This window comes from Rugamonas fusca, assembly GCF_014042365.1.
GTDB lineage: Bacteria > Pseudomonadota > Gammaproteobacteria > Burkholderiales > Burkholderiaceae_D > Rugamonas > Rugamonas fusca.
Window position 1 is genome coordinate 1 of the sequence record NZ_JACEZS010000030.1, and the last position, 21,854, is coordinate 21,854.

At 63.8% G+C, this 21,854-nt stretch carries 21 protein-coding genes; 4 read left to right on the forward strand and 17 right to left on the reverse strand.

Features of this window, described 5'->3' with window-relative positions:
- Positions 1 to 185 precede the first annotated feature (185 nt).
- The 12 genes from H3H36_RS23645 to H3H36_RS23700 all read right to left on the reverse strand — a co-directional run bounded on the left by H3H36_RS23645 (position 186) and on the right by H3H36_RS23700 (position 10,212).
- Positions 186 to 1,679, reverse strand: a complete 1,494-nt coding sequence (locus H3H36_RS23645; RefSeq protein ID WP_182220520.1) for a DegQ family serine endoprotease — start codon at positions 1,677 to 1,679, stop codon at positions 186 to 188.
- Between the two features lie 158 nt (positions 1,680 to 1,837).
- The gene (locus tag H3H36_RS23650) at positions 1,838 to 2,167 is read right to left on the reverse strand and encodes a sigma-E factor negative regulatory protein (protein ID WP_182220521.1); all 330 of its coding nucleotides are present in this window, start codon (positions 2,165 to 2,167) and stop codon (positions 1,838 to 1,840) included.
- A 91-nt stretch (positions 2,168 to 2,258) separates the two neighbouring features.
- Positions 2,259 to 2,861: an RNA polymerase sigma factor RpoE gene (gene rpoE, locus H3H36_RS23655; RefSeq protein ID WP_182220522.1), complete on the reverse strand. Its 603-nt coding sequence runs from the start codon at positions 2,859 to 2,861 to the stop codon at positions 2,259 to 2,261.
- Positions 2,862 to 2,949: 88 nt separating this feature from the next.
- A complete protein-coding gene (locus tag H3H36_RS23660; RefSeq protein ID WP_182220523.1) occupies positions 2,950 to 3,417 on the reverse strand; it encodes a hypothetical protein in 468 nt (155 codons plus the stop codon).
- 157 nt (positions 3,418 to 3,574) lie between these two features.
- Entirely contained in the window at positions 3,575 to 4,822 is a 1,248-nt protein-coding gene (fabF, locus tag H3H36_RS23665; RefSeq protein ID WP_182220524.1) for a beta-ketoacyl-ACP synthase II, read from the reverse strand.
- Positions 4,823 to 4,851: 29 nt separating this feature from the next.
- Complete coding sequence (gene acpP, locus H3H36_RS23670) at positions 4,852 to 5,091, reverse strand: acyl carrier protein (protein ID WP_055936274.1); 240 nt, start codon at positions 5,089 to 5,091, stop codon at positions 4,852 to 4,854.
- 144 nt (positions 5,092 to 5,235) lie between these two features.
- Entirely contained in the window at positions 5,236 to 5,982 is a 747-nt protein-coding gene (gene fabG, locus H3H36_RS23675; RefSeq protein WP_182220525.1) for a 3-oxoacyl-ACP reductase FabG, read from the reverse strand.
- A gap of 46 nt (positions 5,983 to 6,028) precedes the next feature.
- Positions 6,029 to 6,970, reverse strand: coding sequence for an ACP S-malonyltransferase (gene fabD, locus H3H36_RS23680; RefSeq protein ID WP_182220526.1), 942 nt, complete (start codon positions 6,968 to 6,970; stop codon positions 6,029 to 6,031).
- 113 nt (positions 6,971 to 7,083) lie between these two features.
- Positions 7,084 to 8,070 (reverse strand): beta-ketoacyl-ACP synthase III, encoded by a 987-nt coding sequence (locus H3H36_RS23685; RefSeq protein ID WP_182220527.1) that lies wholly within the window; start codon positions 8,068 to 8,070, stop codon positions 7,084 to 7,086.
- A gap of 16 nt (positions 8,071 to 8,086) precedes the next feature.
- Positions 8,087 to 9,148, reverse strand: a complete 1,062-nt coding sequence (gene plsX / locus H3H36_RS23690; RefSeq protein WP_182220528.1) for a phosphate acyltransferase PlsX — start codon at positions 9,146 to 9,148, stop codon at positions 8,087 to 8,089.
- 194 nt (positions 9,149 to 9,342) lie between these two features.
- The gene (rpmF, locus tag H3H36_RS23695; RefSeq protein ID WP_072783806.1) at positions 9,343 to 9,525 is read right to left on the reverse strand and encodes a 50S ribosomal protein L32; all 183 of its coding nucleotides are present in this window, start codon (positions 9,523 to 9,525) and stop codon (positions 9,343 to 9,345) included.
- Between the two features lie 189 nt (positions 9,526 to 9,714).
- Complete coding sequence (locus tag H3H36_RS23700; protein WP_182220529.1) at positions 9,715 to 10,212, reverse strand: YceD family protein; 498 nt, start codon at positions 10,210 to 10,212, stop codon at positions 9,715 to 9,717.
- A 155-nt stretch (positions 10,213 to 10,367) separates the two neighbouring features.
- On the opposite strand from H3H36_RS23700, the gene H3H36_RS23705 reads away from it, so the two are divergent.
- A complete protein-coding gene (locus H3H36_RS23705) occupies positions 10,368 to 10,988 on the forward strand; it encodes a Maf-like protein (RefSeq protein ID WP_182220530.1) in 621 nt (206 codons plus the stop codon).
- A gap of 36 nt (positions 10,989 to 11,024) precedes the next feature.
- Positions 11,025 to 11,762, forward strand: coding sequence for an SAM-dependent methyltransferase (locus H3H36_RS23710; protein ID WP_182220531.1), 738 nt, complete (start codon positions 11,025 to 11,027; stop codon positions 11,760 to 11,762).
- 32 nt (positions 11,763 to 11,794) lie between these two features.
- Here the strand turns inward: H3H36_RS23710 and H3H36_RS23715 are convergent, their stop codons facing one another.
- From H3H36_RS23715 to H3H36_RS23730, 4 genes are all read right to left on the reverse strand, one after another.
- Positions 11,795 to 14,308: a chemotaxis protein CheW gene (locus H3H36_RS23715; protein WP_229220072.1), complete on the reverse strand. Its 2,514-nt coding sequence runs from the start codon at positions 14,306 to 14,308 to the stop codon at positions 11,795 to 11,797.
- Between the two features lie 11 nt (positions 14,309 to 14,319).
- Positions 14,320 to 16,503, reverse strand: coding sequence for a putative bifunctional diguanylate cyclase/phosphodiesterase (locus H3H36_RS23720; RefSeq protein WP_182220532.1), 2,184 nt, complete (start codon positions 16,501 to 16,503; stop codon positions 14,320 to 14,322).
- 380 nt (positions 16,504 to 16,883) lie between these two features.
- Complete coding sequence (locus H3H36_RS23725) at positions 16,884 to 18,158, reverse strand: EAL and HDOD domain-containing protein (RefSeq protein WP_182220533.1); 1,275 nt, start codon at positions 18,156 to 18,158, stop codon at positions 16,884 to 16,886.
- A gap of 132 nt (positions 18,159 to 18,290) precedes the next feature.
- A complete protein-coding gene (locus tag H3H36_RS23730) occupies positions 18,291 to 19,433 on the reverse strand; it encodes a 23S rRNA (adenine(2030)-N(6))-methyltransferase RlmJ (protein WP_311196684.1) in 1,143 nt (380 codons plus the stop codon).
- Positions 19,434 to 19,725: 292 nt separating this feature from the next.
- Between H3H36_RS23730 and H3H36_RS23735 the strand changes: the two genes are divergently transcribed.
- Complete coding sequence (locus H3H36_RS23735) at positions 19,726 to 19,983, forward strand: hypothetical protein (RefSeq protein WP_182220534.1); 258 nt, start codon at positions 19,726 to 19,728, stop codon at positions 19,981 to 19,983.
- The gene (locus tag H3H36_RS23740) at positions 19,980 to 20,192 is read left to right on the forward strand and encodes a hypothetical protein (RefSeq protein WP_182220535.1); all 213 of its coding nucleotides are present in this window, start codon (positions 19,980 to 19,982) and stop codon (positions 20,190 to 20,192) included. The genes H3H36_RS23735 and H3H36_RS23740 overlap by 4 nt, the downstream gene beginning before the upstream one ends.
- Before the next feature lie 132 nt (positions 20,193 to 20,324).
- Here the strand turns inward: H3H36_RS23740 and aceA are convergent, their stop codons facing one another.
- A complete protein-coding gene (gene aceA / locus H3H36_RS23745; RefSeq protein ID WP_182220536.1) occupies positions 20,325 to 21,623 on the reverse strand; it encodes an isocitrate lyase in 1,299 nt (432 codons plus the stop codon).
- Between the last annotated feature and the right edge of the window lie 231 nt (positions 21,624 to 21,854).

The window sequence follows — 21,854 nt, forward strand, 5'->3', positions numbered from 1 at the left end:
ATGCTCCACGCTTCCTTCCCACAGTCAGTTACCCTTCCGCAGTTGCGCTTCACTTCGCTCACTGTGGTCAGCTCGCGGCGGGACTTGCACCCACAGGAGTGCGCCCATGCTGGGCGCACCAAAAAAACGGGCCGCCCCATGATACAGGACGGCCCGTGTCGCGGACCAATAAAAGCTGGCCGCGCTTACTTGGCCGTGGGCCGCAACGACACGAACTGGGTCACGTCACCGCGCCGCACCAGTACCACGGACGCCTTTTTCGGGTCCAGCTTGGCGACGGCCGCGTTGAACTGCTTGGCGTCGCGGATGTCGATGTTATTGAGCTGCAAGATCACGTCGCCCTGGCGCAGGCCGGCGCGGGCCGCCACGCCTTCGGTCGCATCGACCACCACCCCGCCCTCCACGTCCAGCTCGCGCTTTTGCAGTGGCGTCAGGTCGCTGACCTTGAAGCCCAGCGCGTTGGCGGACTCAGCCTTGGGTTTGGCGCTCTCGCCCTTGGCCCTGGCCTTGGCCGTCTTGTCCGGCTCCAGTTCGGCGATGGTGACCTGCACGTCCTGCTGCGCGCCCTTGCGCCACAGCGTGACGGTGGCCTGGCTGCCCAGCGCCGAGCCGCCCACCAGGCGCGGCAGGTCGGACGAACGGTTGATCACCGTGCCATTGAACTTGAGGATGATGTCACCGGCCCGGATGCCGGCCTTGTCGGCCGGGCCACCCGGCTCCACCAGCGACACTTCCGCCCCCTGGGCCGACTTCAGGCCCAGCGACTCGGCCACTTCCTTGCTCAGTTCGCCAATCTGCACGCCGATGCGCCCGCGCGTCACCTTGCCCGTCTTTTTGATCTGGTCGGCCACGCGCATGGCTTCGTCGATGGGCACGGCGAACGAGATGCCGTTATAGCCGCCCGACAGCGTGGCGATCTGCGAATTGATGCCGATCACCTCGCCGCGCATGTTGATCAGCGGACCGCCCGAGTTGCCGGGATTGACGGCCACGTCGCTCTGGATCAGGGCCAGGTAGTCGCCCGTGTCGCGCGCCTTGGCCGAAATGATGCCGGCCGTCACCGTGTTCTCCAGGTTGAACGGCGAACCGATGGCGATCACCCACTCGCCCACGCGGATCTTGTTGGAGTCCCCCATGGTCAGCGTGGGCAGGCTCTTGCCGTCGATCTTCAGCAGCGCCACGTCGGTGCGGGCGTCCGCGCCCAGCACCTTGGCCTTGAATTCGCGCTTGTCCGTCAGCGTCACATACACCTCGTCGGCGCCGTCGACCACGTGGGCGTTGGTCATCACATAGCCGTCGGCCGAAATGATGAAGCCGGAACCGATGCCGCGCTGCACCTGCTCATCGGGCGCCTGGCGCCGTCCGCGCGGCGCCTTGCCGCCGGGGCTGGGCGTGGGGATGGCGCCGCCAAAGAAGCGGCGCAGGAATTCCTGCATCTCCTCGTCGCCGGGCATGCCCTGCCCGCCCTGCATCTTGAGGCGCTCGGTGGTGCGGATGTTGACGACGGCCGGCCCGGCCTTGTCGACCAGTTCCGTGAAATCGGGCAAGCCGGCCACGGCCGACGTGGCCGCCGCGTGGGCGGCCGGCGCCAGGCCCAGCATGGCGGGGGCGAACAATACGCCCGCGCTGACCATCAGCGCGGAAAGAGTCTTACTACCAGTGGAGAGGTAATTTTTCATGGAAAGCAGTTGTCTTTGTCGAGTTCAGGGAACTTCGCCGCCGCGGGCGGCACGCACCTCGGCAGCATCACCGATGGTAAGCGAAAACGGGTGCTGCTGTATCGGCAAGATGTTACTAATCGCTACTTTTTCAAGAGATGGGGGACGTGGCCGGCGGCTCAGGACGCGGAAACGACCACGTCCGGCGACGCGCCCTCGCCGCCGGACGCGGCAGGTTCCGCAGCGGCCCCGGCGGCCAATGGCGCCGGCGCGCCCCCGGCCAGTGGCGGCTCGGCCGCCAGCCGGTGGCCGAGCCGGGCCGCGAACTCGTCGCTGAGCGCGCCGCTGGCATCGGCCCGCAGGGTGTCACCTATCATTTGGTAGGCCCGCCAGGCGGCGCGGCCATCCTCGCCGGCCAGCGCGGCCAGCGCCAGTTCCCGCTCGCCGTCGGGCAATTCCCCGTCGGCCAGTGCCGAGATGTTTTCACGCAATCGCTTGGAAGTATCCATTCCCTATCCTGCCATGTTGACACCAACCTGCCACGCGGGGATGCTGCCAGGAACTGTAACTTGCAGTACCTGTCCCGCCATCATTGCCGCCTCACCAGCGCTTGTCAACCGGCATATCGAGCAAGGGCCGCAACTTTTCCGCGATCACTTCGCGCGCGCGGAAGATGCGGCTGCGCACGGTGCCGATGGGACAAGCCATGATCTCGGAAATCTCCTCATAGCTCAGGCCCTCGATCTCCCGCAAGGCGATGGCCGTGCGCAAATCCACAGGCAAGGTGTCCATGGCGGCATTGACGGTCTGGGCGATTTGCTTGCTGGCCAACACGGATTCAGGCGTGTTGATGTCGCGCAAATGCTCGCCATCATCGTAGCCCTCGGCGCGCTCGGCATTGGCCTCGGTGGTGGTGGGTGTGCGCCGGGCCTGCAGCGCCAGCGCGTTCTTGGCCGTGTTGATGCCGATCCGGTACAACCAGGTGTAAAACGCGGCGTCGCCACGGAACATGCGCAACGCGCGGTAAGCCTTGATAAACGTTTCCTGCACCACATCCTCCGCCTCCACCGGGTCATGCACGATGCGCGACAGCAGGCGCATCAAGCGGCGCTGATACTTCGCCACCAGCAAGTCGAATGCCTGTTTGTCGCCAGCCTGGACCCGTTCGACCAGCAGCTGATCGCACTCACGTTCTGTTGTCACGCCCGTTATCCTCGGTGACCTGCAGCGTGGGCGTATATAGCAATAGAGTTTGCCGGCTGCAAGAAGTTCACGGTTTGCGTCATTTTTTTCATGTCCCGTCCGCCATGCCGCTGCCACGGGCGGCCACGGCGCGACAAGCCAGCGCCAGCGGACGGAACGCGGCCCGCCCCACGCAACCCGGCGCCACCAGCACTTCCCGCACGGGCTCGCCCGCCCGCCCCAGGCGCAGGCACAACAGCGCTGGCCACAGGGTCGAGCCCGCGAGCAGGGCCAGCGGCGCGGGCGCCTGCGCAAGCAGGGCCGGCGCCATCGCGCCCGCCCCTGTCTGCTGGTATACCGTCAGCCGTATCTGGCCAACCGGGGATATATCAATCCGGCGCGGCTTAGGATTGCCGCCGCGCCAGGGCAAGCCTGCCGCGCCGGCCACCACGCACGCGACCGCCCAGGCCCGCCCCGGACAGGACAAGGCCGACAGCATCACGCCGGCGCAAACGAGCACGCGCAACAAGCGGACAACAGACGAGGGCCGCACGACGGCCGACACCGCAATCGACATGGCAACCGACGTGCGAGCACGCCGCATGAAGGCAATACGCTACTGATTCAAAGGGAATAAAACAGACGCGCCGGCAAGGCCGGGCAATTCAGGCGCCGGCGAATGCCGGCGCCGAATCAGCGCCTACCCTGATTGGACAGGGCGGGCGCTGAAAGGTTCACACTTTTCCGAACACGAGACTGCCGTTGGTGCCGCCGAAGCCGAACGAGTTCTTCACTGCATACTCGATCTTCATCGGACGGGCCGTATTGGCACAGAAGTCCAGGTCGCAAGCGGGGTCCTGGTTGAAGATGTTGATGGTCGGAGGCGACACCTGGTGGTGCACTGCCAGGACCGTAAACACTGCTTCCAGGCCGCCGGCGCCGCCCAGCAGGTGACCGGTCATCGACTTGGTCGAATTGATCACCATGTTCTTGGCGTGCGCGCCGAAGGTGCGCTTGATGCCCTGCACTTCCGCCACGTCGCCCAGCGGGGTGGACGTGCCGTGCGCGTTCAGGTAGTTGACCTGGTCCGGATTGACGCCTGCATGACGCAGGGCGTTGACCACGGACTTGCTGCCACCGCTGCCATCTTCCAATGGCGAGGTCATGTGATAAGCATCGGCGCTCATCCCAAAGCCCAGCAGTTCAGCGTAGATCTTGGCGCCGCGCGCCTTGGCGTGCTCATACTCCTCCAGCACCATGACGCCCGCGCCCTCGCCCAGCACGAAGCCGTCGCGGTCGCGGTCCCACGGCCGCGAAGCGGTCGCCGGATCGTCATTGCGGGTGGACAAGGCACGGGCCGAGGCGAAACCGCCCAGGCCCAGCGGCGACACGGTCGCTTCCGCGCCGCCGGCCACCATCACGTCGGCGTCGCCATACTCGATCAGGCGAGCGGCCGCGCCGATGCTGTGCAGGCCAGTGGTGCAGGCCGTGACGATCGACAGGTTAGGACCACGCATGCCGTACTTGATCGACAGGTTACCCGAGATCATGTTGATGATCGACGCGGGCACGAAGAACGGGGAGATACGGCGTGGACCACGCTTGTCGTAATCTTCCTTGGTTTCTTCGATCAGCGGCAGGCCGCCGATACCGGAACCGATGATCACGCCGATGCGATCGGCATTTTCCTCGGTGACGACCACACCGGAGTCCTGGACCGCCTGGATGCCGGCGGCCATGCCGTAATGGATGAAGGTATCCATGTGGCGCGCTTCTTTGGCGGGGATGTAATCCTCGATGTTGAAGCCTTTGACTTCGCCGGCGAAGTGGGTGCTAAAGGGTTGCGCGTCAAACTTGGTGATGTTGGCGATACCCGATTTCCCCTCGGTGATTGCGCTCCACGCTTCGGCAATGTTATTGCCGACGGGCGTCACGCAGCCAAGGCCGGTGATCACAACACGACGGTTTTTAGAACGGCTCAAGCGATTCTCCTGGAGTCGATCGGACAGGCTTAGGCCTTGACGTGGGCAGTAGCGTAGTCGATCGCTTGCTGCACGGTGGTGATCTTCTCGGCTTGCTCGTCAGGGATTTCCATTTCGAATTCGTCTTCCAGGGCCATCACCAGTTCCACGGTGTCCAGGGAGTCGGCGCCGAGGTCGTCGACGAACGAGGATTCCGTCTTGATGTCTGCTTCAGCGACGCCCAGTTGCTCAGCGACGATTTTCTTAACGCGTTGTTCGATATCCGACATGTTATGGCTCCATTATGTTTGTTACGGAAAGCGCGCATTTTATCAGGTTTGCGCACTGAAAAACTAATTTCGGCGTCTGCTGCTATTTCTACCGAAATCACTGCTAAATGATGCGAACGGGCGGTTTAATGCCGCCTGCCCGCCTCAATTCATGTACATACCACCGTTCACGTGCAGGGTCGTGCCGGTGATATAGGCCGCTTGCGGCGAGGCCAGGAAGGCCACGGCGGCGGCGATGTCTTCGGGCTTGCCCAGGCGGGCCAGCGGGATCTGGGTCAACAGGGCGGCGTGCTGCTCCTCGCCCAGCGCCTTGGTCATATCGGTGTCGATGAAACCGGGCGCCACGCTGTTGACGGTGATGTTGCGGCTGCCGATCTCGCGCGCCAGCGCGCGGCTCATGCCTTCCACGCCGGCCTTGGCGGCAGCATAGTTCATCTGGCCCGGATTACCGGCCGACGCCACCACGGACGTGATGTTGATGATGCGGCCGGTCTTGGCCTTCATCATGCCGCGCAGCACGGCGCGCGACAGACGGCCCACGGCCGTCAGGTTGGTGGCGATAACGTTATCCCACTCCTCGTCCTTCATGCGCATGGCCAGCTGGTCTTGCGTGATGCCGGCGTTGTTGACCAGAATGCCGACGGCGCCCCAGGTCTTGCCGATCTCGTCGATAACGGCCGCGCAGCGTTCAGCGTCGGTCACGTTGAGCACCATGCCCTGCCCCGCTTGCGCGCCGATCTCGGCCAGGTAGGCGCTGATGGCTTGCGCACCGGCTTCCGACGTGGCGGTGCCGATCACGCGCGCGCCCTGGCGCGCCAGTTCCTGTGCGATGGCCTTGCCAATGCCGCGCGATGCGCCCGTCACCAGGGCGATGTGATTTGCTAAATTCATGCTTATCCTTTGGTAAATGTCGATACTGCCCCCAGCGGGGCCGCGCTTACTTGAGCAGCGTCAAAACCCGTTCCAGCGAAGCCTGGTCGACGATGGCGTCACCCACCAGGCGCGCATCGATGCGCTTGGTCAGGCCCATCAGCACCTTGCCGGGACCGCATTCGATCACTTGCGTGATGCCGTCGTTGGCCACCTTCTGCATGGTTTCCACCCAGCGCACGGGGCTGGCCGCCTGGCGCACCAGCGCATCCTTGATGGCAACCGGGTCGTTGACGACGGCTACGTCGACGTTGTTGATCAGCGGGATCTGCGGCGCAGCGAAGGCCAGGCCGGCCATGTATTCGCGCAGGCGGTCCGAAGCGGGTTTCAGCAGCGACGAGTGGAACGGCGCCGACACGGGCAGCTTCATGGCGCGCTTGGCGCCCTTGGCCTTGGCCAGTTCGCAGGCGCGCTCGACGGCGGCCGTGTGGCCGGCGATCACCACTTGGGCCGGCGCGTTGAAGTTGACGGGCTCGACCACCGAAGCCGGATCGGCCGCGGCCGCTTCGGCGCAGGCGGCGCGCACGTCGTCGTCGGACAGGCCCAGCACCACGGCCATGGTGCCCTGCCCCACGGGCACGGCTTCCTGCATGGCTTGGGCGCGGAAACGCACCAGCGGCACGGCATCCTTGAACGCGATCACGCCGGCGGCCACCAGGGCCGAGTATTCACCGAGGCTGTGGCCAGCCACCACCGTCGGCGCCGGGCCGCCGGCCGCCAGCCAGGCGCGGTACACGGCCACGGCGGCCGTCAGCATCACGGGCTGGGTATTGGTGGTCAGGTCCAGTTCCTCTTTCGGGCCTTCCGCGATCAGCTTGCCCAGGTCGAATTGCAGCGCGTCGGACGCTTCGGCCACCGTCTGGGCCACGATGGGATTGCCGGCGAAACCGTCCAGCATCGCAATCGCTTGCGAACCCTGGCCTGGGAATACAAATGCAAATTGAGTCATACGTTATCCGTTTGTTAAGTGGGGCACAACCCCGGAACCTTACACCGGGCCGCCGTCCGGCGTGGCGGCCTCATGCGCGCTTAGAATTCTAATTCTAAATTGCGACCAAAAAATTACATTCTCGCTAGCACCGCACCCCAGGTGAAACCACCGCCCACGCCTTCCATCATCACGTTCTGGCCCGGCTGGATGCGGCCGTCGCGCATGGCGATGTCGAGTGCCAGCGGGATCGAGGCGGCCGAGGTGTTGCCGTGCTGGTCCACCGTCACCACCATTTTTTCCGGCGGCATGCCCAGCTTCTTGGCCGTGCTGTTCATGATGCGGATGTTGGCCTGGTGCGGGATCAGCCAGTCGAGCTGGTCGGACGTCATGCCGGCCTTGTCCAGCGCCTCGTGCGCCACCTTCTCCAGCACGGAGACGGCCAGCTTGAATACGGCCGGGCCATCCATGTACAGGAAGCCGCTGCCGGCGATGGCGCCGCCGTCCATGCTGCCGGGAATGCTGAGCACGTCCGCATGGCGGCCGTCCGCGTGCAACTGGGTGGCCAGGATGCCAGGCGTGTCCGACGCCGTCATCACGATGGCGCCGGCGCCGTCGCCGAACAGCACGCAGGTGCCGCGGTCATCGAAATTGAGGATGCGCGAGAACACTTCGGCGCCAATCACCAGCACGTTCTTGTGGGCGCCCGACTTGATGAAGCTGTCGGCCACGGACACGGCGTACACGAAGCCGCTGCACACGGCCTGCACGTCCACGGCCGCGCCGTTGTTGGTGATGCCCAGCTTGCGCTGCACGATGCAGGCCGTGCTGGGGAAGCTGCCGAAGAAGTCCGGCGTCGAGCTGGCCACGATGATCAGGTCGATATCGTTGGGCTGCATGCCAGCCATGTCGAGCGCGTTCCTGGCGGCGTGCACGGCCAGGTCCGAGGATTTCTGCTCGGGCTCGGCGTAATGGCGGGCCGAAATGCCGCTGCGGGTGACGATCCATTCGTCCGAGGTTTCGATGCCCTTGGCGGCCAACTGGTCCGCCAGGTCCTGGTTGGTGACCCGCTTGGGTGGCAGATAGCTGCCGGTGCCGATAATTTTGCTATACAAAGTCATACCGCTATACCGTCCACTAAATAGTTGAGCCAGGTGCTTCCTGTGTCGTCGTTTCGCGCGGCATCAATTCAGCGATCATGGTCGCCAGATGGGCCAGCACGTCATTTTTTGCAGCATCATACGCGCGTCGGATCGCCCATTCAAAGGAATACGCATCGGCGCCGCCATGGCTCTTGAACACCAGGCCACGCAAGCCGAGCAGGCTGGCGCCGTTGTAGCGCGAAGGATTGACGCGGTTGCGCACGGCTTTCAGCGCGCCCATGCCCAGCAGCGCGCCCAGCATGCTGAGCCAGTTGCGCTTGAATTCGGCACGCAGGGTGTCGGCGAACAGGCGGGCCACGCCTTCGATCGCCTTGAGCGTGACGTTGCCCACGAAACCGTCGCACACGACGATGTCGGTGGTGCCCTTGAAGATGTCGTTGCCTTCCACGTTGCCGTAGAAGTTGAGCGCGCCGCGCTCATGGTCAGCCTGCAGCAGCTTGCTGGTGGCCTTGACCACTTCATTGCCCTTGATGTCTTCGGTGCCCACGTTCAGCAGGCCGATCGTGGGACGCGCGATGTGCTCCATCGCGGCCACCAGCACGGAACCCATGATGGCGAACTGATGCAGGTGGTGCGGTTCGCAATCGACGTTGGCGCCCAGGTCCAGCATGTAGGTGGGACCGTTCTTCTGGTTCGGCATGACGCTGCAGATGGCGGGACGGTCGACGCCGGCCATGGTCTTGAGCACATAGCGCGACACGGCCATCAGCGCGCCCGTGTTACCGGCCGACACGCAAGCCTGCGCGCGGCTTTCCTTGACTTGCTCGATCGCCACGCGCATCGACGAATCCTTCTTGCGGCGCAGCGCCACTTCCAGCGGATCGTCCATCGTCACCTGTTCGGAGGCGTGCAGCACGGACAGGCGCGGGTGCGCGTCCGCATGGTGTTTTTTCAGCTCGGCGCGGATCACATCCTCCAGTCCAACAAGGATCAGTTCAGCGTCCGGCTCAGAATTTACGAAGGAAATAGCTGCGGGAATGGTGACCGAGGGGCCATGGTCTCCGCCCATACAGTCGATAGAAATTTTGATTGTCATTGTTTTGATTCAGTACCACGCTCTGCCCTTCTGGGGCCAGTCGCGGCAAGATGCGGACCTCGGTGACGCTGGGTCAACGCGATTCAAAATGACGGTGTGCAAACAGGATTGCAGCCGATGAAAAAAGAAAAAGCGGCGCCACGCAGGTTATGCACCACGTCGCACCGCTTATCTTAGCCCACTAAAAACGTCGATTACTCGTCGTTTTTGGTTTTCAGGACTTTACGACCACGATAGAAGCCGTTAGGGCTGATGTGGTGACGCAGGTGGGTTTCACCGGTGGTAGGCTCGATTGCCAGTTGCGGAGCAACCAGGAAATCGTGCGAACGGTGCATACCGCGCTTCGAAGGGGACTTCTTGTTCTGTTGAACGGCCATGATGACTCCTAATACATAAGTTCTTAAATTTTAACACATTCGACTGGCAAATTCATGCGAATCGAGTATCCCAGCGGCAAAACTGGTCATACTTGCCTTGCCGACATCGTTAAATTGCTTTTACTACGCTTCACTGCACAATGCCATACTCGATTACTACACGCGTTTGACACGTCTGTTACCTACTGCTTATTCGGATTTGAGGCCCTTGAGGGCGTCGAATGGCGATGGCTTCGCGCTCTGTGCCGCCTTCACCAGCGCGACGTCCGGGCAGACGTCGTGCTTGGGCGTATGCGGCAAGGCCAGCAGGGCCTCGTCTTCGACCAGGTCGGCCACGCTCATGCTGCGCGTGCCGACGATCACATCGATGGTTTCATCATCGATCATCTCTTCGATCTCGTCGGCGTGCGCGTCGTCTTTACCGAGCATCAGCAACGTCGAAGAGTCGATCTTGTATGCATAGGGGGTCAGGCAACGCTGGCATACCAGCTGCACCGTGCCGCTCACCGACAGACGGATCTGCGGAAAACCCTGCTTGCTGGTGCTGCCTTCGAGCTTCCAGCTGATCGTGCCGGACTGGTCCGCGCAATCTTTCGTCAAGCGGGTCATTTCGGCGACAGGCGTGACACCCTCGCTGATCCCGTTCGTGCGACAAAATTCAAATGCGTCGATCACAACAGCGCTCATGGACTAGCTTCCCCGGAAAACCTGCGATAATAACAGGGTTTTCGCCAGCGAGTCAAAGTCCGGCGCAATTTTGCGCCCTTTTTTCGCTTTTTCGTCCGGCGACAGAGCATATAACATTTCTCCCCATCAAGCCAGCACTGCGGCCAACAAATTGCATGAAGCCTCTCGATACCCTGCCCGTCCGTCTCGTATTAGCCTCCAGCTCCGCCTACCGTAAAGAATTGCTGTCGCGCCTGCGCCTGCCGTTCGAGGTGGCCGTGCCCGACATCGATGAAAGCCCCCTGCCCGGCGAATCGCCGAGCGCCACGGCCCTGCGGCTGGCGCGCGAGAAGGCGGCCGCCGTGGCCGCCCGCCTGCCCGGCAGCATCGTGATCGGCTCGGACCAGGTGGCCACGCTGGACGACCAGCAGATCGGCAAGCCGGGGGACCACGCCAACGCGCTGCGCCAGTTGCAGCAGATGCGGGGCCGGCGCGTCGTGTTCCACACGGCCCTGTGCGTGTGGGACGGCCGCGCCACTGATCCGGCCAGCGCCGCCCAGGTGCAGGATATCCAGACCGTCGTCACCTTCCGCGACTTGCCCGACGCGGAACTGGACGCCTACCTGCGCATCGAACAACCGTACGATTGCGCCGGCAGCGCCAAGAATGAAGGGCTGGGCATCGCCATCCTGGAGCGCATCGACAACAGCGACCCGACCGCACTGACGGGCTTGCCTCTGATCGCGCTCACTGGCATGCTGCGCCAGATTGGCGTCCCCTTCTTCGGCCTCGCCTGACCCCATCCGTACCACTAACAAGAAAAGCAAGCATCCATGCCAGGCACTCTCTACCTGATTCCCAACACCCTGGGCGCCACTGAAGCGCTGTCCCACGTCATTCCCGAACACGTGCAAGCCACCACGGCCAGCCTCGACTATTTCGTGGCCGAGAACGCCAAGACGGCGCGCGCCTTCCTCAAGCTGGTGGGCGCCAACCATCCGCTGCGCAAGACGCTGCAGGAAATCCAGATCGCCGAACTGAACGTGAACACCCCGGCCGCTGCGCTGGCCGGCCTGCTGGCGCCGCTGCTGGCCGGGCGCGACGCGGGACTGGTGTCGGAAGCGGGGGTACCGGCCGTGGCCGATCCCGGTGCCGACCTGGTGCGCCTGGCGCACCAGCACGGCATTCCCGTGCGGCCGCTGGTGGGTCCCTCGTCGCTGTTGCTGGCCGTGATGGCCAGCGGCCTGAACGGCCAGAGTTTCGCCTTCAATGGCTACCTGCCCACGGACGCGGCCCAGCGCGCCAAGCGCATCCAGGAACTGGAAAAGCGCTCGCGCGCGGAAAGACAGACTCAGTTGTTCATCGAAACGCCGTACCGCAACGCCGCCATGCTGGAAGCGCTGGTGACCGCCTGCCAGCCCGGCACATTGCTCTGCGTGGCGACCGACCTCAGCCTGCCGACGGAAACCATCCGCACCATGACCGGCGCCAAGTGGAAGAGCCAGCTCGCGGAGGGCAAGGGGCCGGACTTCCACAAGAAACCGACGGTGTTCCTGTTGCTGGGACAGTGAACGACCTTGGGCCGGCGTTGCGAACCAGCCAATCAACAACGCGCTTCAGCGCTTGTCAGCAAGGAAAACAATCGCGCCGTATCAATCAGCTGGATCAGGCGCTCCCCCTGCTCCGCCTTGATCACCTGCCTGACGAGCGCGCCGCCATCCCCGCCGGCCAAGGGCACCGCGATCAAGTCGTCCGGATGGAATTTCGCCACGCCGTGCAGCTCACTGACCAGCAACCCAACCGTGCGCGCGCCGTGTCGCACCACGACGATCTGGGAACGGCCATCTGGCGAGGTCCGCTGCCCCGATACCAGCAGCCCCAGATCGTAGACCCAGACAAAGTCCGCCGCATCCGCTTCGCCGTCCCCCAGGGCAACAAGGCCCAGGCAAGCGGTGCCGCCGGCCATGGAGACCGAGGTCAACCTGGCTGCCGCGCGAGCCTCTTGCACTGCCGCGGCCGACAGCGCGAACAAGGTGCCGCCGACGAAGAAGGTGGCAAACTCAGCCCCCTGTCCTCCGCCCACGGGCGCCTTGCGCGCGGGCGCGGCGGCGAGCCGCGACTGCAAGTCGTCCCTGACGGGACCAAACGATTCCACCACCACGGCCAACACGTCGGCCGGATAGCCGTCCGACACCTTGAACTCGCGATAGCCGTGTGAGACCGTGCAACCCATCAGCGCGTAATGGCCATCGTGCGTCAGCAAGCATGAGCCGCTGCGGCCGTTTTCCATCGCCGACAAATGCGGCGCGATCTCGAACCGCCCCCCCACCGGCCGGGCCGGGTCGGTGCTGGCGATGATGGCGCCCGAGCGGTCCAGGAAGTAGCCCTGCAGGCCCGCCTGGCCGCCCAAGGTACCGCGCAGCATGGCGTCAAACTCGGTGGCCGCATCGAACACGATCGCAATGCCACCAATCACCGTCCGGGCATCGGCGGGCGCGCGCAGCGCGGCATGGTAGACATACGTTGGCTTGCCGTCGTACAGGTCCGAGGCGACAAATGGCGTCACGTGGTAGTCCTGCTCCGTGCGCAGTCGCTTGACCGCCGCCAGCGATTCGGCATCGATCATCGCCGCGCCGCAGGGGCCGGAACGGGCGATAATGCGCCCCTCAAGGTCGTACACCAGCAGCGATGAATAGACGGTGTACAGGCCATGGATGTATTCGAGGAGTCGTTCCATGCGCGCGCCGCGGTCCGGCAGCGCGCCCGCCAACAACGCCGCCAGTTCCGGCGACAATGCCCACCAGCGGCAATCGTTGGCCCGTTCGTACAGGTTGCGGTCCAGCAGGTCGACCAGCAGGTGCGAGGCGAATTCCGCATCGCGCAGTCCCGACGCCAGCACCGTCTCGAACAGCTCGCCGATCGAACGGGAAAACAAGGCATCGCTGAGCGCGCCCGTCTCGCTGATCTGCTCCAGCACGCTCTGCAGCCGGGCCAGGTCGCCCTCCTGGCCGGCGCTCATGACCTGGCCGTTCCATACCACCCGCCGTATCATGTCGGCCGCGCCGATGATCTCGTGCAGCGGCGGACAAAACGTGTGCGCGTGCGACAGCAATCCCTCAGCCCATTCCGGCGCCAGACCGGCCAGCACGTCGCTGTCCGCGCGGCCGAACGCCACGTCGACCGGAATCATCACCTGCCCCTGCCAGCCGCCGGGTCCCGGATAGCCCTGGTAGCCGACCGAGCCCGCGGTGCGCAGCAAGTAATCACGGCCCGCGTACTTCATCAGCACCGGCGTGGCGGACCGGTTGACGGGCACCTGGACACCGAGCGGCACCCACAACGGATCGGCGCTGGCGATCACCCGGTCGTCGGCATCGAGCAGCAGCATGATGGAGCGCCCCGATTGGTCGCGATGGGTCCGGAAAATGCGCGCCATCTCCTCTTCGAAGCGGAAGCACAGGCACAACACGCCAATGACCGCACCAGTCTCAGGGTGATGCATGCGGCGCGAGTAAATCAAGGCGTCGCGTTGGCCGGGACGCAGGTCGCTGGCGCGGAAGGTCTCGAGGTAGCCGTCCGTCGCGAGGGTCGCGGCGATCAGCGGGTCGTCGCTGCGCGACACCGGCGCCGCCTCGTCGATCTGCGCCAGCACCGTGCCATCGGGCGCCAGCAACATCACTTCATCGTAGACGGAATACTTGCTGCGGTAGGAACGCAGACGTTGCCGGATCGCCGCCGCGTCGCCGCCCAGACCGGCCACGAACGAACACAGTTCCTGGTCGGTGGCCAGGAAGCCCACGTCGGCCGTGCGCTCGTACAGGTTGCGCACCACGATCTCGATGATGTAACGCGACTTGGTCGCCAGTTCGGCCAACACCGTGTTGGTCTTTTCACGTGCCAGGCTGGTGACCAGGTCCTGCTCCAGCTGGCTGATGCCGGCGCGTGTGGCCGCCATGGTCGGCAAGATCATCCGCGCTTCGGCCGGGCAGTTCATTTTGGCGGACGCTTCGATCATGCGCCACATCAGGTTGAGCTCATGGAGCGAGCGTTCGCATTTGCCCACGTCTGGCATATAGGGCAGAAAACGGTCGAGCGGAAATACAGGATACATATCCATCTGCGTGTCCTCTAGTGAAATGCGGGAATCGGAACAGGCGCCGGCAACCTGGCCGGGTCGCCATGTGCGGCCATCAGGTCGGCCAGTCGCATGGGACGGCCCGGCAGGTAGCCCTGGACCAGGGTGCAGCCAAACTGGCGCAGAAAACCAAGATGCGCGTCCTGTTCCACACCCTCGGCGATGACGCGCAAATTCATATTGCAACCGAGGTCGATAATGGAGCGCACAATCGCGCAGTCATTGCCATCATGGGGCACGCCCCGCAGGAACAGCCGGTCGATCTTCAACGAAGCGATGGGCAAGGCCTTCAGGCGCGACAGGGACGAATAACCAGTCCCAAAATCGTCCAGGCTGATGTCAAATCCGAGCCGCGCCAGCTCGCGCATGACGGGCAGCGCCTTGTCGATGCGCTGCATGATGACGCTCTCGGTCAGCTCCAGGCAGATTTGCCGGGGATCGACGCCAGCGGCGGCGGTGATGGCGACCAGTTGCGCCGGCAGCTCGCTGTCGAGGAATTCGGGCGCGGCCATGTTGATGTGAACCTGCAGCGCCGGCATGCCTGCCGCGCGCAGCGCCGACAGGTCGCGGCACGCGCGGGCGATGACCCAGCGCCCGATCAGGATGATCAGCCGGCTCTGCTCGGCCATCGGGATGAACTGGTCGGGGGGAACTATGCTGCCATCGGCCCTGCGCCACCGGATCAGCGCTTCCAGTGCCACCATGCGCGTGCTCTGGGTGTCGCAGATGGGCTGGTACTCCAGGAAGAACTCATCGCGCTGCAACGCCTCGCGCAGCGCCGAATGCATCAGCAACTGGGCCGTGGTGCGCCGCTGGCTATCGTGGCCGGGACTGAAATAGCTGACCAGGTCGCGGCCGTTGCCCTTGCTGACATACATCGCGGCATCGGCTGCATGCAGCAGCTGCGCCGTATTGTCGCCATGCTGCGGGAATTGGCTGATGCCGACACTGGCCGATACCGACAGTGCATGGCCCTGGTAGTGGAAGCGGGTCCGCGCCGCCGCCAGCACCTCGCCGGCCAGGGCATCGAGTCCCGCCTGGCTCAGTCCGGCGGGCGCCAGCAGCGCGAATTCATCGCCGCCCAACCGCGCCACCACGGCGCCGCCCACAGCCAGCGCCTGCAAGCGCGCCGCGAACTGGCACAGCACGGCATTGCCGGCCGCATGCCCAAGGCAGTCGTTGATCGGTTTGAACTGGTCGAGATCGATGTACAACAGGCCGAACTCCCGCCCCCTGGCGCAGGCGGCATCGAGCAGCGTATGAAAATGCGCGCGGTTGACCAGTCCGGTCATGTCATCCGTTTGCGCCAGCACCCGGACCCGCTCCTGCTGCACCAGGCGCTGCGCCGTTTGCGCGATCAAGGCGCTGATCGATTCGGCCAGGCCGGGCAACTGGGCATCACGCTGGCGCGGCGCGGCACTGAAGAATTCCAGCACGCCGGCACGGTGCAGTTCACCGTCGGCGGCCACATACGTTACGGGAAAAAAGAAGCCTGAGCGCAAACCGCAGCGGCGCGCGGCGCGCACCCGCACCATATCGGCATGGGTGGCCGAGGTCTCGATCCATTGCGAGCGCCCCGTGAGCCAGGTTTCCCCCACCGGCCCCTGGCCCGGCTTGACGGCGAGCCGCATCGCGCCGCCGCGAAATTGCGCGTAGTCGTGCTCCGGCTGATGCCAGACATGGCGGCAACGCAGCGTCTCGGCGCCGCCATCACCCTCCCTGGCCCAGAACGCGCCCCACTCCCATCCGAGTTCCTCGCACACCAGGTGCAATATCTTGTCGACCGCATCGTCAAACGTATCCGTTCCGATCAGGTAGCGCGTCAACGCGAAATTGAAGCGCTCCCGGATCGCGGCGCGCTTGGCCTCGGTGATATCGGTCAGGATGCCGCTGGCGACCAGGCCATCCCCGGCCGCCAGCGACTGCAGGCGCAGCCACTGCATGCCATGCTCGCGCTCGACGGTCCGGAATTCGCACGTTACCGCGGCGCCGTCACGCATGATGGCCGACATCGCGGCTAACAATTCTTGCTTATCCTCCGCCAACACGCCGCTTAGCCAATGTTCGGCCAGCGGGCCGGCGTCGATGCCCAACAACTGCGAGGCAATGGGCGAGAATGACCAGTGCGCGGTGTCCCGGTCCAGGTTCCAGCGGCCCAGTCCGGCGATTTCATCCATCGGGTCCGCCTGGGGGCTGGCGGGGAGTAGCTGTTTGAGCTGAATATTCAAAGCGGAGTCCTGTTCGATAGCATGTCTTCCTCGAATGACGACTGAGCCAGGACATGCGAACGTGCTCGATCGACGATCAAATGCACCGAAGTGTGCAGCTTATGCACCACAGACATGCATGTTGATACTTAGGAGATGCTCTGCTGGTCGAATCAGTCCCCGATGCTGATGGCATGGGGCCGGTATTGTGTGCGGAAACAGCTTTTGGCAAAGGGAGATAAGCAGCTTTCATGCCAAGCTGCAAGAAAAATAACTGGAGTGACAACTCTAAAGCCGCATCCGCCGGACGTGGCTGCGGCGCCGCGTGCTTTCACCGGGCCTGGCGTGGCCTATTGCATGCCATGGGCATAGTCATTGACCCAGTCAAACGCCGCCAACTGGATCGCATACAGCTCCGATGGCGATAACTGCAACTCGTGCAGCATGCGGCTCAGGTGATGGCCATCGCCATCGGTTTCCAGGTGCTCGATCAGGCTCAGCATGCTGCCGTACTCGCCACTGTGGTGCAGCAAGGCCGCGCGCACGTCGTCGAGCACGTTGACGCTGTTGAGCACGTCGTTCATGTGGATCGAGAACAGCGTATCCATCAGCGACATGATGCCCACCGTGAAGCCGATATCGGCGCACACGCGCTGGCCGGGGCGCAGCTTTTCCATCAGCAGCTCGATCGTCTTGCCGCGCGTGGTGGCCAGTTGCAGCAGCGGCGACGTGAATTCCTGCTGCTGCCCCGTCTTCACGTACAGCAGGATCTGCAGCCAGCGCTGCAACTGGCGCCGTCCCAATACCACCAATGCGTGTCCCACGGAATTGATGCGGTAGCGCGCGCCCACGGCTGGCGTGTTCACCAGCCGCAGCAGGCTGAGCGTGATCACGGCATCGTGTTTGACGCTGCGCTCGATGGCCTGGGTGTCCGCATCCTGGTTCAGCAAGTCCAGCAAATGCAGGATGGTCAGCTGGGATGGCGCGATCTTCTTGCCGCTCAGGATCACGGGCCGGGCGAAGTAATAACCCTGGAAGTACTCGAAGCCCAGCGCCATGCATTGCTGGAACTCCTCCATCGTCTCCACTTTTTCCGCCAGCAGTTTCTGCCTGGGATGGCGCAACCCCTGCGTCAATGCGGACAGCGCGCCCGGCCGCACATCCTTGATGTCGATCTTGATCACGTCGCACAGCGGCTGCAACTTGCGCACGTCATCCGACTCGGCCACCACATCGTCGAGCGCGAACTTGAAGCCGGCTTGCTTGAGCTCCTGCACCCGTTCGAGCACTTCCGGCGTGGCTTTGACGGATTCGAGGATTTCCAGGATCACCTTGTCGGTGGGCAGGAAGTTGATGAAGTCACTCATCAATCCCACCGTGTCCACATTGACATAGGCCATCTGGTCGCCCACCACCCTGCCCATGCCCAGTTCGGATGCGTGGGCGATCACGGTGGCGGTCGCTTCGGTGTGGTCGACGAAGCTGGCATCGTTACGCTCGGCGGCCGTACGGAACAGTAATTCGTAGGCAACCAGGCGTTGTTGCCGGTTGAGGATAGGTTGCCGCGCCAGGAAGAAATTGTTGGCATACGGCGGGACCGCGGTGGCTGGCTGCGACAAGGTCATGGGCATACCTCAGATCAGCGCTAGGGGCCGCGGCCGGTCCGCGGCAAGCCCGGCGGGTACGTCAATGCAACGCACCCGTTGATATAAGACTATACCCAGCCGTATAGTCTTGACAATATTTTCCTGCTTAAATCAGGGCTTGCGCGGGCCACTGTTGCGCGCAGCCGTCGCCGGGCCGCGGCCGCCGCCGGCGGCGCCACGGCCGCCCGCGGGCCCATTGCGCGGACTGCTTAGCGGGCCGCGTGCGCCGCCCTGCGGTCCACCCTGCGCGCCACGGCCGCCCGCCTGCTGGCCGCGCGCGCCCGACTGGGGCGCGCCTGCGCCGCCCTGCGGGCTACGTGCACCCGCTTGTGGCCCACGTGCCAGCGACTGCGGACCGCGCGCACCAGCTTGCGGGCCACGACCTTCGGCCTGTGCGTCGCGCGCGCCCGACCGCGCGCCGCGCCCCGTTACCTGCGTGCCCGATTCCAGCGTGAAGCGGGCGCCCTCATCCTTGCCCAGCGCCTGCACCAGGTAAGGCATCACCTGCTTCAACATCGGCTCCAGCGTGTACGGTGGATTCAGGATGAACATGCCGCTGCTGTGCAGGCCGAAACCGTCCGGCATCGGGGTATGCGTGGTCAGCGTCACGTTGAGCCATTCGGCCGGCAATTGCTTGAGCTTGTCGGCGAACTGGCGCGATTCCATGCGCTGCAGGATCGGATACCACACGGCGTAAATGCCGGTGGGGAAACGCCCCAGCGCCTCGGCCAGCATGTCCTTGACCTTGCGGTAATCCATCTTGTCTTCATACGGCGGATCGCACAGCACCAGCGCGCGGCGCGACGGCGGCGGCAGCAAGGCTTTCAGTCCCAGGAAGCCGTCGCCCTTGGTGATGATGACGCGCTTGCCGCGCGTGGTGGGACGCACGCCTTGGGCGGCAGCGTGGGCTTCGACCTTGCGGAAGTTATCGGCCAGGATCTTGGCGTCGGCCGGGTGCAGCTCGAACAGGCGCAAACGATCTTGCTCACGCGCCACCTTGTCGGCGCAGTACGGCGAGCCGGGATAGTAGCGCATCTTGCCGCTGGGGTTCATTTCCTTGACCAAGTCCACATATTCCTTCAGCGGCGCGGGCAGGTCGGTACGGTCCCACAGCGGGCCGATACCGGTGTCGTATTCCGCGTTCTTGGACGCGTACGTGCCGTCGAGCGCATACACGCCGGCGCCGGAATGGGTGTCGATGTAGCTGTAGGCCGTATCCTTCTGGTTCAGATACTGCAGCAACTGGATCGTCACGAAATGCTTCAATACATCGGCGTGATTCCCCGCGTGAAAGGCGTGGCGGTAACTCAACATAAGCTTGGTAATTCCTCAAATAGGTGGGCGGCGGCGGTTGGCCACCAGCCGAAAGCGGGACGCGCGCGATGGCGCGCGACAGCCATCATTATCGCCCAGAAACCCGGCCGCGCCAAAAAACCGCGCCCGGCCTCCCTCGATGCCGAATGCGTCAAAGCGGGCTTGGCCATACTAGCTAAGATGAAGCTGCCAGGCTGCACCCGCAAGCAAGGCGTTCTTAATGGAGGATATTATGGCATTCAACAATGTCGGTCCGCTGACCTTCCTGGCGCCCGGACAGACCGCGTTCTGGAGCTACAGCTACGGCGATGACCACGGCACGCAATTCGCGTCGGCCGATGTCAAGACGCCCAACCTGGGCGCGGTCCACCTGGCCGACCAGCAACGCAAGCGCAAGGACAACAATGGCGTGGCCACCTACTTCGTCGACATCCACAACCAGGGCGCCGGCGGCTGCTTCCACAATCTGCAAGGCGGGGGGATGTCATGAAGATGACGATCGTGACCGACGACAGCGGCAACATCCTGGGCGCCGTCCAGGGCCACTCCATGTCGGAAACCAAGAACGGCGTGCAGGCCACGGTGACGTTCGCGCCGGGCCACCAGATGCACATGGTCGAAGTGGATGACGACATGGCCACCATCGACGATGCCGACGTGTTCCAGCAACGGCTCAAACAGCATCTGCCCAAGCATTAAACACGGGCCAGCAACGAGCCGCGGCGGGCCTTGCGCCCCCCGCGGCTTTCCATTTACCAAAACCGTGTTACGTCCCCGATTTTGCTATTTGCCAAAACCGTGTTACGTCCCCGGTTTTCGCGCCCTGCCCGCTCAGGCCACCTTCTTGGCGTCGAAGAACTGCTCGTCCTCGGTCGAGCCATGCAGCGCCGTGGTCGAGCTCTGGCCGTTCTGGATGCACTGGGTGACGGCGTCGAAATAGCCGGTGCCCACTTCGCGCTGGTGCTTGACGGCCGTGAAGCCGCGCTCGGCCGCCGCGAATTCCGCTTCCTGCAATTCCACGAAGGCCGACATCTGGCGCCGCGCATAGCCATGCGCGAGGTGAAACATGCCGTAGTTGAGCGCATGGAAACCGGCCAGCGTGATGAACTGGAACTTGTAGCCCATGGCGCCCAGCTCGCGCTGGAACTTGGCGATGGTGGCGTCGTCCAGGTTCTTCTTCCAGTTGAACGAGGGCGAGCAATTGTAGGCCAGCATCTTGCCGGGGAATTTCGCATGCACGGCTTCGGCGAAGCGCCTGGCGTAGATCAGGTCCGGCTTGCCCGTCTCGCACCACACCAGGTCGGCGTACGGCGCGTATGCGAGCGCGCGCGACACGGCTTGCTCCAGGCCCGGCTTGACCTTGTAGAAGCCTTCCACGGTGCGCTCGCCCGTGCAATAGGGCTTGTCGTTGTCATCCACGTCCGAGGTCAGCAAGTCGGCCGCTTCCGCATCCGTGCGGGCGATCACGAGCGTCGACACGCCCATCACGTCGGCCGCCAGCCGGGCCGCCGTCAGCTTTTCCACCGCCTCGCGCGTGGGCACCAGCACCTTGCCGCCCATGTGGCCGCATTTCTTCACGGACGCCAGCTGGTCCTCGAAGTGCACGCCGGCCGCGCCCGCGTCGATCATGGACTTCATCAGCTCGTAGGCGTTCAGCACGCCGCCAAAACCGGCTTCCGCGTCGGCCACGATGGGCGCGAAATAATCGATGTCGTCCTTGCCTTCGGACCACTGGATCTGGTCGGCGCGCTGGAAGGTGTTGTTGATGCGCTTGACCACCATGGGCACGGAATTGGCCGGATACAGCGATTGGTCGGGATACATTTCCCCGGCCAGGTTGGCGTCGCCGGCCACCTGCCAGCCCGACAGGTAAATCGCCTTCAAGCCCGCCTTCACCTGCTGCATGGCCTGGTTGCCCGTCAACGCGCCCAGTGCGTTCACATAGGATTCGTGGTGCAGCAGATGCCACAGCTTCTCGGCACCGCGCCTGGCCAGCGTGTACTCGATCTGCAGCGAGCCGCGCAGACGCACCACGTCTTCAGCGCTGTAGCTGCGGGTCACGCCTTTCCAGCGTGGATTGCTATCCCAGTCTTGCCGCAGGGCGGCGATTTGCTCGTCACGGGTGGCCATGGTGTTCTCCTCAATTGCGTAGCAGCGTTAAAACGAAATCCGTTGAAACCATCATAGCCCCGCTTGTGCCGTGCAACAATACTCTTATATAAGACACATAAGCAAATTAAATGCTCTACAAATCAGATAGTTAGAAATTATTTTTCAGGATACGGGACGGAATTTCTTCCCGTGAAAGAAAGCGTTGCTGCAAACCCATAGCGCGTTTTGCGATATGAAACGCACTTCTCG

Bases quoted from the DNA above. Each gene is read 5' to 3' on its own strand.
- H3H36_RS23645 (WP_182220520.1), bottom strand. From the start codon at position 1,679: ATGAAAAATTACCTCTCCACTGGTAGTAAGACTCTTTCCGCGCTGATG.
- H3H36_RS23650 (WP_182220521.1), bottom strand. From the start codon at position 2,167: ATGGATACTTCCAAGCGATTGCGTGAAAACATCTCGGCACTGGCCGAC.
- H3H36_RS23660 (WP_182220523.1), bottom strand. From the start codon at position 3,417: ATGTCGATTGCGGTGTCGGCCGTCGTGCGGCCCTCGTCTGTTGTCCGC.
- acpP (WP_055936274.1), bottom strand. From the start codon at position 5,091: ATGTCGGATATCGAACAACGCGTTAAGAAAATCGTCGCTGAGCAACTG.
- fabG (WP_182220525.1), bottom strand. From the start codon at position 5,982: ATGAATTTAGCAAATCACATCGCCCTGGTGACGGGCGCATCGCGCGGC.
- fabD (WP_182220526.1), bottom strand. From the start codon at position 6,970: ATGACTCAATTTGCATTTGTATTCCCAGGCCAGGGTTCGCAAGCGATT.
- H3H36_RS23685 (WP_182220527.1), bottom strand. From the start codon at position 8,070: ATGACTTTGTATAGCAAAATTATCGGCACCGGCAGCTATCTGCCACCC.
- plsX (WP_182220528.1), bottom strand. From the start codon at position 9,148: ATGACAATCAAAATTTCTATCGACTGTATGGGCGGAGACCATGGCCCC.
- rpmF (WP_072783806.1), bottom strand. From the start codon at position 9,525: ATGGCCGTTCAACAGAACAAGAAGTCCCCTTCGAAGCGCGGTATGCAC.
- H3H36_RS23700 (WP_182220529.1), bottom strand. From the start codon at position 10,212: ATGAGCGCTGTTGTGATCGACGCATTTGAATTTTGTCGCACGAACGGG.
- H3H36_RS23705 (WP_182220530.1), top strand. From the start codon at position 10,368: ATGAAGCCTCTCGATACCCTGCCCGTCCGTCTCGTATTAGCCTCCAGC.
- H3H36_RS23710 (WP_182220531.1), top strand. From the start codon at position 11,025: ATGCCAGGCACTCTCTACCTGATTCCCAACACCCTGGGCGCCACTGAA.
- H3H36_RS23715 (WP_229220072.1), bottom strand. From the start codon at position 14,308: ATGGATATGTATCCTGTATTTCCGCTCGACCGTTTTCTGCCCTATATG.
- H3H36_RS23720 (WP_182220532.1), bottom strand. From the start codon at position 16,503: ATGGATGAAATCGCCGGACTGGGCCGCTGGAACCTGGACCGGGACACC.
- H3H36_RS23725 (WP_182220533.1), bottom strand. From the start codon at position 18,158: ATGACCTTGTCGCAGCCAGCCACCGCGGTCCCGCCGTATGCCAACAAT.
- H3H36_RS23735 (WP_182220534.1), top strand. From the start codon at position 19,726: ATGGCATTCAACAATGTCGGTCCGCTGACCTTCCTGGCGCCCGGACAG.
- H3H36_RS23740 (WP_182220535.1), top strand. From the start codon at position 19,980: ATGAAGATGACGATCGTGACCGACGACAGCGGCAACATCCTGGGCGCC.
- aceA (WP_182220536.1), bottom strand. From the start codon at position 21,623: ATGGCCACCCGTGACGAGCAAATCGCCGCCCTGCGGCAAGACTGGGAT.